The following is a 15,952-nucleotide window of genomic DNA, read 5'->3' as shown; positions in this document are numbered from 1 at the left end:
TTTTATTCAAAAAATTAAACCACAAAAACGCCAATATTCCATCAATGCCAATCAAACTTAAAAAAACATATAGTTTCACTATCTTCCCCTCCTCATCCAGGGGGATAATCTAAAAATGGTGATGAGATTCCCTAAAGCTAAAAGTACTGCCACGTCTATAATTAGACTATATAAATAGCGCCAGTGAAGATACTTTAGTGCCCCTATATATATTAATGAATATTCCATTATAAAAAATAATGCTGTCAAAACAAACACATTTATAAGGCGTAAAATATTATTTCTAGGATAAGTTTGTGCATACAAAATACCTACGCAAAAAGGCGCTCCCAAAGTAAAAAATAAACTTGAATTCAAAATTGTAATTTCAACATTAGAAAAATCGTAAAGATTTAGAGCAATTGCAATTTCATCTACAACAAGTTGAAAGCTTAAAGCTAATAGGCCTCCCCATACTGTATATTTTATATACCTCCAATCAATTAATAAAAATAAAATAATCCATGAAACTATGAAAGTTATCATCCATGGCATTTATATCACCTCCTACTTAGTTTGCCCAATTTTTCATTACCAATAAAAAATTTTTTGAAAATCTATTGACAGCTGTTTTCATAAATGATATTATAATTAAAAAAATTGAATAACAATACCTCATCTTCTTGGAAGGTGAGGTAGAGGCGCGGGTCATCAAGAGTAGTATACCAGAGGTATTTAAGGACCGATGAAGGTATATGAAAGGGATGCTCGCCGAAGCGCGTAAATTCCTTAAAGTTTACGCAGCTGGGCCTATGCCGAATAGGTATAGGACTGTCACTGAAGGTTTCCCGAGCCTTCAGTGAAGAGCTATCTCGCTATAGGGGGGAAGGAGGTATTACCGTGTCTATGAGGATAATAGGCAGCTGAGGTAATACTTAGCTGCTTTTATTTTGCTATTAGGTTTCATAATGTAAATTATTAAAGTAAATGAGGTTGATAGAATGTTTCATGGAACAATGAAAATAAATTCAAAAGGTCATTTGGAAATAGGTGGGTGTGATACGGTAACTCTTGCAAAAAAGTTTGGCACACCGCTTTATGTAATAGACGAAGAACTCTTAAGGCAAAATTGTAGAGCATTTTACAATGGTTTTAAAAAAGATTATCCAGGAAATGAAGTAATTTACGCGAGCAAAGCTTTTATGACAATGGCAATATGTAAAATAATTGAAGAGGAAAAATTGGGTCTTGATGTGGTCTCTGGTGGAGAATTATACACTGCGTTAAAAGCAGGGTTCCCTCCCGAAAAAATATACTTTCACGGTAACAATAAATCAAGAGAAGAACTTATAATGGCATTAGAAAATAATATTGGAAGAATCATTGTAGATAACTGGTATGAGCTAAATATGTTAAATGATTTAGCAAAAAAAATGAATAAAGTTCCTAATATTTATATAAGGATATCTCCTGGGGTAGAAGCCCATACTCATCAATATGTAAAAACAGGACAAATAGATTCAAAATTTGGTTTCCCACTTTTTAATGGAGATGCAATAAAAGCCATAGAATATGCTTTAACTTTGGAAAATGTAAATCTAGTAGGTCTACATTCTCATATCGGTTCTCAAATTTTTGATGCAGAATCTTATAAAGCTGAAATAGACATTATGATGAATTTCTTAAAATTATTAAAAGAATTTTTAGGCTGGGAAGTAGGGGAACTAGATTTAGGTGGTGGTTTTGGAATAGCATATGTAGAAGAGGACGATCCTCAGCCTATTGAACAAATAGCCTCCGAAATAATGCAAGCAGTAAAGGAATATTCCGTTGCTTTAAATATAAAAATGCCAAACATAATTGTAGAGCCAGGTCGTTCAATAATAGGAAATGCGGGAACCACTCTTTACACAGTAGGAGCAATTAAAGATATACCAGGTGTTAGAAAATATGTAGCAGTAGACGGAGGAATGTCTGATAATATACGTACAGCTTTGTATGGAGCAAAATATGACGCTATTGTAGCTAATAAAGCTAAAAATATAAAATCAGAGAAAGTATCAATAGCAGGAAAGCTTTGTGAATCAGGTGATATGTTAATTTGGGATATTACTCTTCCTAAAATTGAAGAAGGTGATATATTAGCTGTAACTTGTACAGGTGCTTACAATTATTCAATGGCCAGCAATTATAATAGGTTGCCACGTCCTGCGGCAGTTTTAGTATATAATGGTCAAGCTGATATAATTGTTGCGAGAGAAACTTATGAAGACTTAATCAGAAATGATGTAATTCCAGAAAGGCTAACTAATAAAAAAATAAAAATCGCTAACTATTAAAAAGAGAGAGGAGTAACCCTCTCTCTTTTTTATTGATCACCTTCTTTTTCTGTTTCAGCAGCTTCTTCTGCCTCTTCTTCACTTTCTCTAGGTGCCAATACAGAAACTACAATCTCATCAGGGTCATCTATAACTTTTACTCCCTCAGGAACTTGTATATCTTTTACAAAAAGTGTATCTCCAATCTCTAACTTGCTCAAATCCACAACAATTTCTTGAGGAATTTTGTCAGGCAAGCTTTCCACTGTCAACTCCCAAAGCTGATGCTGTACAATTCCACCTTTACTTTCAATAAGCCTATTCCTTCAAATTTTAACGGAACGGTGGCTTCAATTTCTTCATGCATCGATACTCTTTGGAAATCAATATGAATTATTTTCCCTTTTAATGTATCTTCTTGAATCTCTTTAACAACAGCATTATGAGTAGAACCATCCACAATCACATTGAAGAGGACATTTCTTCCATGTTGTTGTAGCAACCTTTGAAATTTGTTATATTCAACTGCCAATGGAATGTTTTCAGTCATATCCTTACCATACAAAATACCAGGAATATAACCTTGCTTTTTTAAACGGCGAGCTGAATTTTTCCCAATATCTCTTTTTATAGCTTCAATACTGACGCTCTGCATTTATCACTCCTCCTTTTGTTTATTGTTTCCAAAATATTATTTTACCACTACGTTTAATAATTATCAAACCCATTTGACAGCCTAGTCTTTTCATAGTAAACTTTTATATGTAAGGTGTGCGCCTGTAGCTCAGCGGATAGAGCGTTCGGCTCCGGACCGAGAGGTCGCAGGTTCGATTCCTGTCAGGCGCACCAAAATGCTTGAAAATACTGAGTTTCTATCAATATATATTTTTGCTTTTTTCTTTTTCCCACACTTTTCCCACAGTAAAAAATTACCTAAAGCACAAATAAAGTGCAGCCAATAAAGAGCTGCACTTTATCTGTTTAATGCTTTTTCTTTTTGTTTTTGTTTATGATATTCTTTTAGCGTTGGAGCATCAGGGTCTGTTTTTATTTCGTCTACGTATATGCATTTTATACTTTTTAAGCTATCAGTTGTTTCGTACAGTACAGAAAACTCTTTTTCGTTCTTCTTTATTGAAGTGGATAAAACTAAAGGTTTTTGTAAAGGGAAATTAAGTTCTTCGTACATTTTATTTTTTAAATCTTCTCTTGTAAGGGTTTTGTTTGTTTTTAAAAATTCTTTCACTTCTGGTAAAAGTATCAGTCTCATAAAAAACACTCTCCTTTTTGTTTTTTTAGGAAGAGTGCACAAAATATAAATAGAGGGTTATGCACTCTTCCCAGTCCAGTGCATACCCTCTATATTTCTAATTTTATTATATCAAAAATATTTTTTTTGTCAATCAAAACAATGATTTTATCGTGTAGATTTTTAGGAACAAAACTTTTGCCTTTATTAACTACTGTGATTATTCTTATTTTATTAAAATCTTCCACTTTACCCACAATAGAAATATTTGCGAAACTATCAATTATCACAAAAGTATCTCCCCTTTTTATCTCTCCCAATTGTTCTTCTGCACTTTTAATGTCGTTAAAAACTAGTGAAAGAAGAATGTCTCTTTCTCTTTTTCTTTTAAAAGCATGAACGGAAATTTCTATCCAGATTTCACTTCCCCAAAGCTCTATTAACTTTATGTTTTTATCCAACATTTATTCTCCTTTCCTTCAAAATTTAAAAAAGAGAGGCAAAAGCCTCTCTCATACGATTTTTCTCTGTTTCCTCTGAGACAGCAGGTAATCATCTATGCCTTTATATCTGCTGTCCCACGTTTTTGTTTTTACTATAAACCCTGCTTCAATAAGTTTCTTTTCTAACCTTTCTTTTGCTTTTTGTACTGCGGGATTTGTTAAAAGGTCCATATCAAAAGCAATATAGACCTTTTTGGCCTTTACTTCCCGCAGCACAACTTCTATTCCTTTTATCGCTGTTACTCCTGGCACGGATATAAACGTAAGACGTGATAAGTAGTGTGCCACGTCTGCTTTTAGAGGGCCTTCGGTGATAATTACAACTTCAGAAGGCCCGCCGTGCACTCCCTGCCAGGCATGTGCAGGGGTGCCGTTTGGTTTCCCTCTGGAGGAAAACCAAACATATTTTCTTCCCTTTTCTTCTTCATCCAGTCTTATCTGGAAGCCCTGTATTCGCCCCTGTACGTCTCTTACAGGAATCAAAAAGCCTTTGTAGTCGACAAAATCCCAGTATTTTCTCCCATCCTTTTCTCTTTCGTAAAAACCAGGGATACCCTCTAAGGAATATCCCTCTTTGATTAGCTCTCTGCATATTTCCCAGCGCTGCTGTGGTTCTTCCGGTAGAGTTTTATAAAGGTTCTTAGCCGTTTCTTCCCATGAAAGACCTCTTTTAAGGAGATTTCTGATATGTTTATGTTCTAAAGTAAGTTTGTCTAAAAAAGCTCTATATGTTTTGTCTCTTATTTCAATTGGTGCAACTGAGTTGTGCTGTGTCCTTTTGAGATTTTCTTTGACTGCCGGAAGGGTAACATTTCCTTCTTTAAGTTCTTTGTAAGCCTCTCTTGTATCAATATTTTTTAGCTTTGCATATAAACCTACTGCACTCCCACCTTCACCACATCTGACACAATAATAAGTATCTTTTGATACATTTAAATAAAGGTGTCCGTGTTTGGGATTTTCTGAATCCCCGCAGAACGGACACCTTGCAGTGTATTCTTCAAAAGAGGCCCTTCTTAAAATTTTAATCCCCAGCCTTTCTGCAACCTCTAAAATGTTAAAATTTTTAGACATTTTAAGACCTCCCTTTAGATTTTGTAATAAATTGTGTTGTCAATGTCTTTAAATCCTTGATTATAAGGCCATTCTGGAATAATAACTGTTTTGTTTATTGTAATTAATGTTTTTATTTGAGCAGGGTCATCCTCAAAATATACGTCAGCGTCTAATTGGTGCTTTTCTTTTGTGAAGTATATTTCCGGTTCGTTTTTAAAATATCTTTTTATCCAGTCTTCTGTAAGTTTTTTTAGTTTGATATTTCTGCTGGTTACAATTACAACCTCTGCACCAAAATTTATAAAGGTGTTAACTGTTTTTATTGTTGAAAAGATTGGTTTTGCATTGTATAGTGTTGTTATCCCCTCTAATGTTTCCCAGAATTTTTCAGTAAGTTCTGGGTGGGGATATACATTGGTGCTATAACCCCTTTTTTCTAGTTCGCTGTTGACATTTGCGAGTGTATTGTCAATATCAACAGCGATTATTTTCCCCTCCATTGTGTATAAAAGTTTTATAAATTTGTCTAAGTCCTTAACTCTACAAGAAAAGTAGATTAGATCTTTCATTTTAACCTCCTCCTTAAATTTTAAATTTAAAAAGGAGCTATACGGAAACATATCTCCGCAGCTCCTTTTTTGTCCTCATTATAATGTCTGGTCCGCCTTCAATCCATGTGTCAGTGTCTTTGTAAACCGTTATAACTGCTATGCTGTTTGGATTGTCGAATACGGCCATGTAGGCTGTTTTTAGTACGTGGTCGAATATTACAAATCTGTGCTGCTTTTTTCTAAGTTTTTTTATTTTAGGTTCAGCAGCCTGCAAAGACCGAAGGATGTCTAATGTAGTGATAGATGTTCTGCTTTTGAGACGTTTTAGCGCATGTTCTGTAAAGGTTACTTTTACAAGAACACCCCACAAAGAGACTATATATTCTTCCCTCCTTTTACTCATTTTTCTAGTCCTCCTTGAAATATGTTATTTTTAGATGTTTTTACTAATAACTTTGTAGCTGTAATAGATGCAGTAGGTACAACCTTTGGGATGCATATTGTTTTCTTTTTTGCATTTTTTAACCGTACTGTTAGTAATAAAGTCTTCGTATTTTTTGCACCAGTTCCCTGCTTCTATAAAAAACCTTTGGTTTTGTGTTTTCTTAATTTGCTTTTTGTCTTTTCCATTTTTACAACTCCTTTCTTTATTTTTTTATAAAAGAGCATGTGTCTGTACAAAAAGACACATGCTCTTCATTTTTTATTTTTGTGTACCTGATTAAGCAAAAGGTACACTTTTAAGTCCTTTTTGTACCGCTTTTTACGGCAGAGGGTACAGTGCCGTGAGCTTTTCCTGACAACCTCTCCTTATGCTCTTTTCCTGCACTGCACAGTGGGAGAGGTACAGCAACCGCAGGAGAAGTGTTTTACGTCAGGATAAAGCTCTATGTACAATCAGAGCAGAGATTAGCTCTGCCCTGATTTTTTAATTAAGGTTTTATTTCCTTCAATTTCTTCAAAATGTTTTCTAATTCTTGTATATGTTCTTTTGTAACGCTGAAAGACATCTCTGTACTTCGTTTTTCTTTAATAAAGTTTGTTAATGTTTCTATTTCAGTTTGGATAAGGTTAGCAACAATTTCTTTTTCTTTCTTTGTTAAGCGCATAGGAAATCATCTCCCTCTTCTGATTCTTCTTCCGATTTAATTCCAAGCACATAATCTACTGCTTTTTGTGCTTTGCCTGCTGCAGTGAAAATCCAGTTTTTATTGTTTTGAAGCTGTTTCAACCACGCCTGTATATAAGCCGTGTTGTTTTTCATTGTTTTTTCAGCAATGCCTGCATATTCGCAGAGCATTGCTGCACCTATTTCTGCGACGAGTTCTTCGATTGAGTAGGAATTTGAACCAAATATGTCTTTTTCATTTTCTTTAAAACGCTTTAGACGCTTTGGATGACCGGTTGAATGAATAATCTCATGAAATAGTGTAGAGTAGTATTCATAAACGTTTTGGAAAAAGCCTTTTTCAGGTACGTTGATTATATCTTTTTCGGTAATGTAATATGCTGCATTGGGGTCATTGTGGCTTATTACAGGCGCATTTTTGTAGCCTTCTAGGATTTTTTCCGCTTCTTCTATGGGATTATGTTCTGTCTTTTTAAGCTTGGAGGGGATTCCTTCGATGTCGCTTAGGTGAAAGACGTGGTAATACCTCAAAACAAGCAGCTCTTTTTCTCTTTCTACAATTTCACCTGTTTCCGGATCTCCTTCTTTAACAATTTTGGTATACGGCTTGAAAAATACTACTATTTCACTCTTTGCTCCCTTTTTGATTCTTCCCCCAAGCTGCTGTACCTGCCTGAAGGTGAGATATTCTCCGCCTTTTGACAGCAGCAGTACGTTTATTCCTGTATAAGGTTTCCTTGTGATGTAATTTATGGGTTGGTTGCTTCCCCAACCTTTATCCATGGTATTTCTCCCTCTTCCATCTGCCGGAGTATTTTCTCCAGCACAATATCATGTACTTTGGACATTCTTACTTCCCCCTTTTTGTTTTTGATTTTAAAAAGAAAAAGGCGGGAGCTTTTGATTGCTTCCCGCCTTTGACTTTGCCTATTTTTTAAGTAAATTTATAATTTTTTGTACACATCTCCACGATTGCCTATAAGTGAACCTCTCTCCACTGAAGTGGAGAGCATCTGGATTAAGAGCCTTCTGTATCGTTTCGGCTCGTGGAATTGTTCCACTACCTTCTCGATACAAACAGCATCCAATCCATGACGCCATATCGGCCGGTTCAGAATAACCAAAACCGGACTCGATACTCTTCATGCCATAAGGCACTAGAGGTTCATATGGCTCTTGCTTGCGCTTGAGCTGCGCTATCCAAATATTCTCTGTGCCTGTTTTTTATCAACTCTTTTATTGCTTTGTGTCTTTCTTTTTTATTGTATCTGTATTTCTCAACTATTTCTTCAATTTCTTTGTCTTCTGCACGTGCTTTTATATTTAATGCCGCTACATAATCAGCATCACTTTCGTAACCACAATATGTGCATTTAAAATGTTTGCCATTCCTATTTTTTTTGTCAACATTATGGCAAATAGGGCATTCCTGTGAAGTATATGCTGGTTCCACTTCTTTATATTTTTTACCATTCCAATCTAGTGTTTCCTGTAATTTCTGAAGAAGTTTCCCTTTTGCCCAGTTGGAATCATATTTGTTTCTTTTTTTGCCACGATCAAATTCTAATATGTTTAGATCTTCCATTACTATAAGTACTTTTTCGTTTTTTATATCGTTTATAAATTCTTTCACTGCACGTGCAATTTCCATTTGAACTGCATGGTTATAAGACTTTAGAACACGGTTCAAAGTCTTTCTGCCCTGCAGCATTTTATTTATATTGTTTATCTTCCTTCTTAATTTTTCTTTTCTTTGTTCATTTGTTTCACTTTTTAATTCTTTTTTGTATTTTTTCATCAAAGCTCTTAACTTACTTCTATTAGCCAATTTGGGAATAACTATCTTGTCATATTTCTCTGATAAATATTTAAAACTGCCATATACTTTATTTTCTGAGGTATGTATTAAATCTGTTTCTCCTGCATCCACTCCTATAATTTCCTTATATTCATATGTATGTGTCTTTTTTGCTATTGGAATAGCTACTTTTATTAGTCCGTTTTTTAATATTTTTATTGTTGGTGATCCATTTTTATATTGATTTAATCTTCTTTTTGAATTTTTTGATGTTGTTAGCGGAATTTCTATCCATTTGCCTCTTTCTAATGTCTTAACTCTAATTACATAGTCTGCTTTAATGTTTTGAGCTTTTTCTATTTCGCATAATCTAGTATCTAATTGTATTGGTGCCTCTTTTATATATGGCAGTTTTCTTGCAGTGAGTTCTTCAAAAAAAGTCATTCTTATTATTGATTTCATTTCTTCTATTTCCTGTTTAGTGTGTGTTTTAAGCATATTTAACAACTCATTATAATACTCCAATTGTTTTTGATATTTTTCTTTTATAGTTTTATTTCCTATATCATTTAAAATATTTGTTATTCTTTCTATGTTTTTTAGCAGCTCTTTTTGAGGATCAAGGTCACATATTGATGCATTTAATAGTGTTATTGAAGACACGAAATTTGAAATATCTCCTTTATTGAAATATAAACTATACATATAGTTTCTTATTCGGACGAAATGATTATGTAATTCCTTTACAGCGTGATCTATGGCGTTTTGCCCCAATGCACTTCCCAATTTATTCAATCTGTTTTGTTTTCGATTATTCTTTTCAAACTGACGTATTTGAGAATCTTTGCTGTTATTTAAGAAAATTGGCAGATATAAATTCTTGTCTTTTATAAGAAGTTCAATATAGGTATTGATGAGATCAGTATAGAGATATTCCATTTCTTTTATTTTCTCTTTTTTGGCTTGCGTTGGTTTCCCATACAAAAACACACTTTTTGTAACTTTACTCACATTTTTCACCCCCTTGTCTTTTGATTTTCAATATATTTTTTAACAGCATCTTCTGATATTGAACCTATTGTTTCGATATAGTATGAAGAATTCCAAAGATGTCCTTTCCATAACTGTTTTTGCAGTTCTGGATGATTCAGTAGTAATTTTCTTGCACTTATTCCTTTAAGCATTTTAACTATGTATGATGGTGCAACTTGTGGGTGAGCTGATGCAAATATATGAACATGATCCGTCATTATTTCCATCGTTGCTATAGTGAACCCTTTTTCTTTGGCAATTTCAAGGAATAAATCTTTTAATTCTTGTTGAAGCTTTGTGTCCAGAACCTCCTTCCTATATTTTGTTGACCAAACAATGTGATAATTAACATTGTATACACAAGTTCTTGCATGAATAAGATTATTCTTTTTCATACATATAGTATATAATATTTTTCATTTAATGTCAAATATATTAAGATATTTTCTTATTCATATAGTATTGTTTGCTTTTTATGATAAAACAACCGGCTTTCATCTCTCCAATAAATTGGAGAGGATTCCCGTCGGCTTCTCCTAAAATGCGAACTAATAGTTGACCTTGATCGATTGTGAAAATAACTCTATAATCTCCTACTTTTAGCCTATAAAGCTTATTGTATCCCTTTAAAAGTTTTACATCTCCCTCAGGTAATTTGCTAATTGCTTTTGCAAGTCTTTTTTTGTTGTGGAGGAGGCTGGTCTTTGAAAAATTTTGAAGCCTTTTTGCTAAATTCTATTTTATAGTTCTTTTTCATCAATCCCAGCCTCCTTTAACACCTCCTCAAAAGGTATAAATTCGTCTTTATTTTCATCGGCAAGTACTTTTTCAGCTTCTTCTATAAGCTGAATATCAAATTCGTCTAATTCTTCTTCTATCAATTCTTTTAAGTTTTCAAGAATGGCTATTACTTTTGCCATCTTTTCTTCAGGGATTTCATCTATTATTTTATAAGCCTGCTCCTTCAAACTCATTGCACTCACCACCATTTTTTGTTTTCCCTCTTTTTATTATAACTCTTTTTTAATACTCTTTGTACCCGTTTTTTACAGCAGAGGGGTACAGTGCTGTGAGCCTGCCCAACAACCTTCTCTTAACGCACAACGGAGAAGGGACGACTGCTGCACTTTTATGCTGGGCTGGGCTCTATGTACAGAAGAAGAAGGCAGAGCGCCTTCTTCTCACAAGCCTGCAAAAACTAAATCCTGTGAAGTATCAACTTCAATTGCTTTTACACCTTCTTTGACTCTTGCTTCAATTATTTGCGTGTTCGGTGCAGTATATTCTGTGATGCTTTCTGCATTATCGATAAAGATTGGAAGCTTAATATCTGTTAGTCCCATTATGAGATTGGCTATTTCAAGTCCTGCTTTAATTCGTTCAGAGTAGGAGAGTATGCCGAATTCTTTGCCGTCGTAAAGGATTTTGAAGTCGTCCTTAATCTCTCCTGTGCTCTGAACTATTTTCCAAAGCTGCAGTGATACTTTGTTTAAATATTTGTTTATTTCTGCTGCTTCAAGTTCTAATTTTTTAGAATTGAATGTTTTTGCATATTCTATTAGAGTTTTTACTTCATTAATCTTTTGTTCGGCCAGTTCTATATCTTCTTCTACTTCTTTTAGTTTTTTCTTTGCCTCTTCCTTTTGCATGAGTAGTGCTTTAACATTTTCATTATGGCTTATTATCTCTTTTTCCTCATATTTAAGTCCTTCTATTTGCTGCATTAATTGCTGTATTTGTTCTTTGTTTGTGTTTGTATTCAGAAGGGCTTCAAGCTTTTTAATTTTAGCCAGAATATTTTTCCTATATTTTTCTATTTTCTCTTCATATTCTTTTTTCATTTTTTCGTTTTCTTCAATAACAGTTTTCAGCTCTGCAGTAACTTTTGTGCCTTTTTCTTTTATTTCCTGCAGCTTTAATAACAAGTGTTGTTTTTCTTTTTGTGTAATATCTATTTTATTGCCACATTTGTTGCAGGTAATGTATTGTGGCGTAAGATTTTTAATTTGTTGCTGAATCTGTTTGTATTCCTGTAGAAGTTCTTCTCTGGTTTTCTGCAGAATGATTGTATCTTTCAACTGTGGTTTTTCTACAGGAGGATTTTTATACTGTTCTTTTAGTACAGCTAGTTCTCTCTCTATTTCTACGTTTTGCTCTTTTTGAAGTTCCAATAGTTTTTTTTCTAATGTTTTTAATTGAGTTTCATCAAAGTTTTTCATTTCAGGAATTTTTGCTTTTAAAATCTGTTCATATATTTCTGCATTCCCTTGTAATCTTATTTTGCTTTCTTCCCATTCTTTCAAAATTTCTCTTTGCTTTTCAATAAACGTATTTGCATTTGAAAAATTGTTTTTCTTTAAAACCTCTGTTATTTCTGCCGGAAGCTCTTTAAAAACCTCTTCATTGGAAACCTCCGGTAAAACTTTATATAGTATAGTTTTAGCATTTTTTGGTGCAAGACTTGTAAAATATAAAGGGTTAAATATAGTGAAAAATATGTCTTTGTCCTGTATGAATTGAACATATATGTCCATTTGCGTAGATTTAATCCCATTTATAGTTATTTCTATTTCGTTTTTCTTCTTTGATCGGGTTATTTCGTATTCCTTTTTGTCCTTTTCTATAATTAAAGTTACAGACATTTCATTTTCCCCTATAGTTACTAATTTGTTTGTTACATTTTCTGTAGCAAACAAATTTGCTCCTGTAAGACACCAGGTAATTGCTTCTCCTATAGAGGTTTTACCGATTCCATTATCTCCGTAGATTATGGTGTGTTTATTGTCAAAATTAATAGTCGTATTTTTGTGGCTCTTAAAATTTTTTAAGGTTATTGATTTTATTATCATTTTGCCTTTCTCCTCCTTTTTCTTTTGGGCATATTTTGAAAGCTGTTCTGCCTGTGAGAAGAATTCATCAATTTCCTCTTCTGATTCAAAGTCCGGCCAGTGACCGGGAACAGTAGTAATCCCTGTTTCTTTTATTTTTGAGACAAGATAGTTTTCTAATGTTTTATTCATTTTTCTCTCCTCCTTTTTCTTCAAAAAAAGTTTTCAAATGATTTTTTGATAACATAAATCCATTCATCAACCTCTTCTCTTGTTTTAAGCTTAGGGTAATGTTCTGGTAAAATACGAACTCCTTCTTCTTTTAATCTTTTTATAAAATATTTGTGAATTTCTTTTTCCATTTTGCACTCATCCCTTTCTTTTTATTTTTAAAACTTTAAAAGCACGTCCCTATCAAGAGACGTGCTTTCTCCTTTTATTTTTTTATTTTATAGCCCTGTTTTGATAATGGCTATTAGGATGCTTATTATTCCAATCACTGCCGTAGCTGTTGTTGCTATGAACCATTTATTTGAGCTATTAAGATCATGTAATATTCTATCCACCTTGTCATCTATTTTCTTATTAAGTTCATCTATCTTGTCATTTATTTTTCTGTTAAGTTCATCTATTCTACTATTGACCGCATCTATTTTTGTATCTATTTTCCTATCAAGTTCTTTTATTTCCGCTTTTATTTCTTTAATATCGCTTTCTATGTTCGAAATTCGGCTTGTTATATGCTCCAATGAGCCTTCTAAATATGCTACCCTTTCTTCGAGGCTTTTCATGCTATCACCTCTTTCGTCTTTTTCTACTATCATTATATCACTCCTCCTTTGTTCTTAACAGGTACTTTCTTTTTTAAAAATGATAGTCTAATACATTACCAATGTAGTACTTTTGCCCTTCCTGCAGATTGTAGCGTATAAACTCATCAAAAGTTTTCCATGACCCTTTGTGATAAATGTATATCCCGTATTTTTCTTCGATCAGATTTTTTAAAATCCACACTTTTGTGCTGTCTGTCGAAAATTCTTCAATTGTGATATCCTCTACAATTTTTCAGCTTAAAAAACCTTTCACTGAAATATTCTGCTTTAAAGCCCTCAGGGAAGACAATTGACTGTTCTTCTGAGTTGTATATTATTCCATATTGCCCCAAGTATTTTACAAAATAGTTTATTTCTTCTTCTCTATCAACATCTTCGCTTACGTAATTTGCCACGATTCCTACAAAATCGTCATAAAAATCCTCTTCGCAAACAAAATCTTCCTCAAATCTTAAGGGCTTTTCTTCTAACTGAAAAATTGTACTGTGCATAATTTTTTTCCTCCTTTTTACTTTTTTTAAAAAGGGAGAGGGAGAAATTTCCTCCCTCCTTTATATTGCTACTTCATAATTTTTTATTTTTTCTAACAGTTTGTTCCCAAGCTTAGTCTCTTCAAGAGTGTAATTTTTGATTGTTGTATCCTTAAGTTCCTTAAACTCTTCCGGAACAACCATTGTGTACTGGTTACCCTTTACATCTTTTAAAGATGCTACATAGAAGGTTGTCCCATCTTTGTTATAAAAGCCTTTAACTGCAGTAACAGTTAAAGGCCCGTATTTGCTTTCGTCATTCTGGACTTCTTCGGGGAAGAGATCTTCCGGTACTTCGTCTATTTCTTCTTCCGGAGGGAATGTGAAATCTTCGTTTTCTACTTCGTCTACTGCCTCATTTATTAATTCATCTACGTCCTTTTCTTCTTCTGCTGTTGGTGGGTTTACTGTTGCGTTCGGCTGGTAGAGATGCAGTATATAAACTGTTTTATTGTATTTGCCCTCTGCTAGCACCTTTATGGGTACAAGTGTTAGCTTAAGTGGTATCCCGGCAATCTTCCCTCCATTTGCAGATTTTATTATGTCTACAGCCGTATTTATCTTTTTGATGCTGTTAGTTGAGCTTGTATCAATTTGGAATACACCTTCAGGAATTCCCTGCACGTAAAAAAGCAGGTTCCCCACCTCTTTGCACTGGCCTTTTTGATAGTATGGGCAGTTTTTGTATTTGCACTCAATTTCTCTTATTTCTCCCGTCTTCGAATCTGTTTCAAATGCCTTTTCTCCGTCTCCTTTACAGAGAAGCCTGTTATTCCCATACCTTTTAAGCCACTGTGGAAAGAAAATTTCCGAGTCGTTTACAGGGAACATAATGTTTAGTTCTTTTGGCTTTTCCCCGTACAGTGCTTTAAATTTTGCTACAATTTCGGGGGATGTATTCCCATCTTCGTATACTACAAAATAGTCTGTTGCAGTGGGATACAGATTCCCTCCTTTGTTTTTCTGCTTTACCCCTAAATGGATTTTCCCTATACGGCTAAGCTCCTTTTTTCTGTCAATCCTTTAATAGGCATATGAATTCCTCCTTTTTTTTTGATTTTTTATATTGAAAACGTACAGAATAAGCTCTGTACGTTTTAGACTTTTTTAATGCCTTTTTAACGGCAGAGGGCATTGTGCCGTGAGCTTTTCCCGGCAACCCCTTCTTTGCTCTCTCCTGCACCGCTTAAAGGAAGGGGTACGGATTTGCAGGAGAGGTGTTTTACACCGGAATAAAGCTCTATGTACAGAAAAAGCAGGAGAAAAATACTCCTGCTTAGGATTCTTCTGTCTGCCTGTATTTTTGTTCCGTTTGTTCTGCTTTGTAAAAATAAAAAAAGGTATATTCAAAGGCTTTTTTAAAAGCTTTGAATATACCTTAATTCCACATTTTAATTGTTTTTCAATTTTCATTTTTAATAATTTTCAAAAATTCTTTTACTGTTACAATACGTATTCCACCATATTCTTTGATTTCTAACAAATCTTTGTCACCAGATACTATAAAATTACAATTTCCATCTATTGCACAATTAATGAATTTATTATCATCCTTGTCTCTTGACACTGTTACGTTACTTGAAACATGAACAAATTCTGCAAGTTCTTCGATAAAATAAAGCAGTTTTTGCTTAATTTCTTTGCGGAAATTGAACTTTTTATACTCTATAACTTTTTATATTCAGAATATATATCTTCGGATACAACCCATGTAAATTTATGCATTGCACAGTACTCAAAAAGTTCTTTCATGATAGGACTGCCAAACAAAATTGATACAAATACATTTGTATCAATTACAGCCCTAATTATTAGTCTCCCTTATTTCTTTTACAAGTTCAGAAATATTATCTTCTGAGTAGTCGTGTGATTCTAATATCCGCTTAGTTTCTTTTGTTATTTCAAACATATCTTTTACAATCTTTAGCCTTTTTTGTATCAAATATTCTACAAAATCCAGGACTTCTTTTTGTTCATCTTTTGGCATCATTTTTACTTTTTCATATATAATATCATCCAGCCTGTCATTAAGCGCTTTTGACATTTCTATCACCACCAATTTTTATTATCCCTTCTTTTCTTTTAATTATAACATTGTTACGGAAATATAAAAAGATGTATACATACTTTCAAAAATATTGACAAA

General features: G+C 33.6%; 20 protein-coding genes, 1 tRNA gene, 1 pseudogene and 1 riboswitch. Of the genes and pseudogenes, 2 read left to right on the top strand and 20 right to left on the bottom strand.

The window, feature by feature from the left end; translation table 11 throughout:
• Positions 1-78 precede the first annotated feature (78 nt).
• Positions 79-534 carry a hypothetical protein gene (locus JCM7501_RS00820; protein WP_013150686.1) on the bottom strand — a complete coding sequence of 152 codons (456 nt, stop codon included), beginning with the start codon at positions 532-534 and terminating at the stop codon, positions 79-81.
• A 133-nt stretch (positions 535-667) separates the two neighbouring features.
• A riboswitch (Lysine riboswitch) is annotated at positions 668-857 on the top strand.
• 123 nt (positions 858-980) lie between these two features.
• Between JCM7501_RS00820 and lysA the strand changes: the two genes are divergently transcribed.
• Positions 981-2,318: a diaminopimelate decarboxylase gene (gene lysA / locus JCM7501_RS00815; protein WP_013150687.1), complete on the top strand. Its 1,338-nt coding sequence runs from the start codon at positions 981-983 to the stop codon at positions 2,316-2,318.
• 29 nt (positions 2,319-2,347) lie between these two features.
• On the opposite strand, the pseudogene JCM7501_RS00810 reads toward lysA, so the two are convergent.
• A pseudogene (locus JCM7501_RS00810) lies at positions 2,348-2,952 on the bottom strand (50S ribosomal protein L25/general stress protein Ctc).
• A gap of 118 nt (positions 2,953-3,070) precedes the next feature.
• On the opposite strand from JCM7501_RS00810, the gene JCM7501_RS00805 reads away from it, so the two are divergent.
• Positions 3,071-3,146 (top strand) — tRNA-Arg (locus JCM7501_RS00805).
• 124 nt (positions 3,147-3,270) lie between these two features.
• Here JCM7501_RS00805 and JCM7501_RS00800 read toward each other — a convergent pair.
• The 18 genes from JCM7501_RS00800 to JCM7501_RS00725 all read right to left on the bottom strand — a co-directional run bounded on the left by JCM7501_RS00800 (position 3,271) and on the right by JCM7501_RS00725 (position 15,850).
• Positions 3,271-3,567: a hypothetical protein gene (locus JCM7501_RS00800; protein ID WP_028991446.1), complete on the bottom strand. Its 297-nt coding sequence runs from the start codon at positions 3,565-3,567 to the stop codon at positions 3,271-3,273.
• A gap of 89 nt (positions 3,568-3,656) precedes the next feature.
• Positions 3,657-4,007: a hypothetical protein gene (locus tag JCM7501_RS00795; RefSeq protein WP_054644763.1), complete on the bottom strand. Its 351-nt coding sequence runs from the start codon at positions 4,005-4,007 to the stop codon at positions 3,657-3,659.
• Positions 4,008-4,058: 51 nt separating this feature from the next.
• On the bottom strand, positions 4,059-5,123 hold the full coding sequence (locus tag JCM7501_RS00790; RefSeq protein ID WP_028991444.1) for a DUF3854 domain-containing protein: 1,065 nt from the start codon (positions 5,121-5,123) through the stop codon (positions 4,059-4,061).
• A gap of 14 nt (positions 5,124-5,137) precedes the next feature.
• The gene (locus JCM7501_RS00785; protein WP_028991443.1) at positions 5,138-5,674 is read right to left on the bottom strand and encodes a 5' nucleotidase, NT5C type; all 537 of its coding nucleotides are present in this window, start codon (positions 5,672-5,674) and stop codon (positions 5,138-5,140) included.
• A 37-nt stretch (positions 5,675-5,711) separates the two neighbouring features.
• Positions 5,712-6,059, bottom strand: coding sequence for a hypothetical protein (locus tag JCM7501_RS00780; RefSeq protein WP_028991442.1), 348 nt, complete (start codon positions 6,057-6,059; stop codon positions 5,712-5,714).
• Positions 6,060-6,588: 529 nt separating this feature from the next.
• Positions 6,589-6,765: a hypothetical protein gene (locus JCM7501_RS12845; RefSeq protein WP_154653773.1), complete on the bottom strand. Its 177-nt coding sequence runs from the start codon at positions 6,763-6,765 to the stop codon at positions 6,589-6,591.
• Positions 6,756-7,568, bottom strand: coding sequence for an ArdC family protein (locus JCM7501_RS00775; RefSeq protein WP_054644762.1), 813 nt, complete (start codon positions 7,566-7,568; stop codon positions 6,756-6,758). The genes JCM7501_RS12845 and JCM7501_RS00775 overlap by 10 nt, the downstream gene beginning before the upstream one ends.
• Positions 7,569-7,950: 382 nt before the next feature.
• Positions 7,951-9,594: an RNA-guided endonuclease InsQ/TnpB family protein gene (locus tag JCM7501_RS00765; protein WP_028991438.1), complete on the bottom strand. Its 1,644-nt coding sequence runs from the start codon at positions 9,592-9,594 to the stop codon at positions 7,951-7,953.
• Positions 9,595-9,599: 5 nt separating this feature from the next.
• Positions 9,600-10,010 carry an IS200/IS605 family transposase gene (gene tnpA / locus JCM7501_RS00760; RefSeq protein ID WP_028991437.1) on the bottom strand — a complete coding sequence of 137 codons (411 nt, stop codon included), beginning with the start codon at positions 10,008-10,010 and terminating at the stop codon, positions 9,600-9,602.
• A 345-nt stretch (positions 10,011-10,355) separates the two neighbouring features.
• Positions 10,356-10,589 (bottom strand): hypothetical protein, encoded by a 234-nt coding sequence (locus JCM7501_RS00750; RefSeq protein ID WP_038001820.1) that lies wholly within the window; start codon positions 10,587-10,589, stop codon positions 10,356-10,358.
• Between the two features lie 207 nt (positions 10,590-10,796).
• Positions 10,797-12,635: an AAA family ATPase gene (locus JCM7501_RS00745; protein ID WP_028991435.1), complete on the bottom strand. Its 1,839-nt coding sequence runs from the start codon at positions 12,633-12,635 to the stop codon at positions 10,797-10,799.
• 20 nt (positions 12,636-12,655) lie between these two features.
• Positions 12,656-12,805, bottom strand: a complete 150-nt coding sequence (locus JCM7501_RS12840; RefSeq protein WP_156202095.1) for a hypothetical protein — start codon at positions 12,803-12,805, stop codon at positions 12,656-12,658.
• Positions 12,806-12,892: 87 nt separating this feature from the next.
• Positions 12,893-13,267, bottom strand: a complete 375-nt coding sequence (locus tag JCM7501_RS00740; protein WP_051421904.1) for a coiled-coil domain-containing protein — start codon at positions 13,265-13,267, stop codon at positions 12,893-12,895.
• Between the two features lie 215 nt (positions 13,268-13,482).
• Entirely contained in the window at positions 13,483-13,767 is a 285-nt protein-coding gene (locus tag JCM7501_RS00735; protein WP_054644761.1) for a hypothetical protein, read from the bottom strand.
• A 60-nt stretch (positions 13,768-13,827) separates the two neighbouring features.
• On the bottom strand, positions 13,828-14,790 hold the full coding sequence (locus JCM7501_RS00730; RefSeq protein WP_256200963.1) for a recombination directionality factor: 963 nt from the start codon (positions 14,788-14,790) through the stop codon (positions 13,828-13,830).
• 418 nt (positions 14,791-15,208) lie between these two features.
• Positions 15,209-15,475 (bottom strand): putative toxin-antitoxin system toxin component, PIN family, encoded by a 267-nt coding sequence (locus tag JCM7501_RS12450; protein WP_082392646.1) that lies wholly within the window; start codon positions 15,473-15,475, stop codon positions 15,209-15,211.
• Positions 15,472-15,603 carry a hypothetical protein gene (locus JCM7501_RS16065; protein WP_409373518.1) on the bottom strand — a complete coding sequence of 44 codons (132 nt, stop codon included), beginning with the start codon at positions 15,601-15,603 and terminating at the stop codon, positions 15,472-15,474. The genes JCM7501_RS12450 and JCM7501_RS16065 overlap by 4 nt, the downstream gene beginning before the upstream one ends.
• 7 nt (positions 15,604-15,610) lie before the next feature.
• Positions 15,611-15,850: a DUF2281 domain-containing protein gene (locus tag JCM7501_RS00725; protein WP_081723080.1), complete on the bottom strand. Its 240-nt coding sequence runs from the start codon at positions 15,848-15,850 to the stop codon at positions 15,611-15,613.
• Positions 15,851-15,952: the final 102 nt, after the last annotated feature.

The sequence above is a fragment of the Thermoanaerobacter thermocopriae JCM 7501 genome (assembly GCF_001310975.1).
Lineage (GTDB): Bacteria > Bacillota > Thermoanaerobacteria > Thermoanaerobacterales > Thermoanaerobacteraceae > Thermoanaerobacter > Thermoanaerobacter thermocopriae.
Note: the sequence above shows the minus strand (reverse complement) of the source record. Positions and strands in the feature narration are given on the sequence as shown.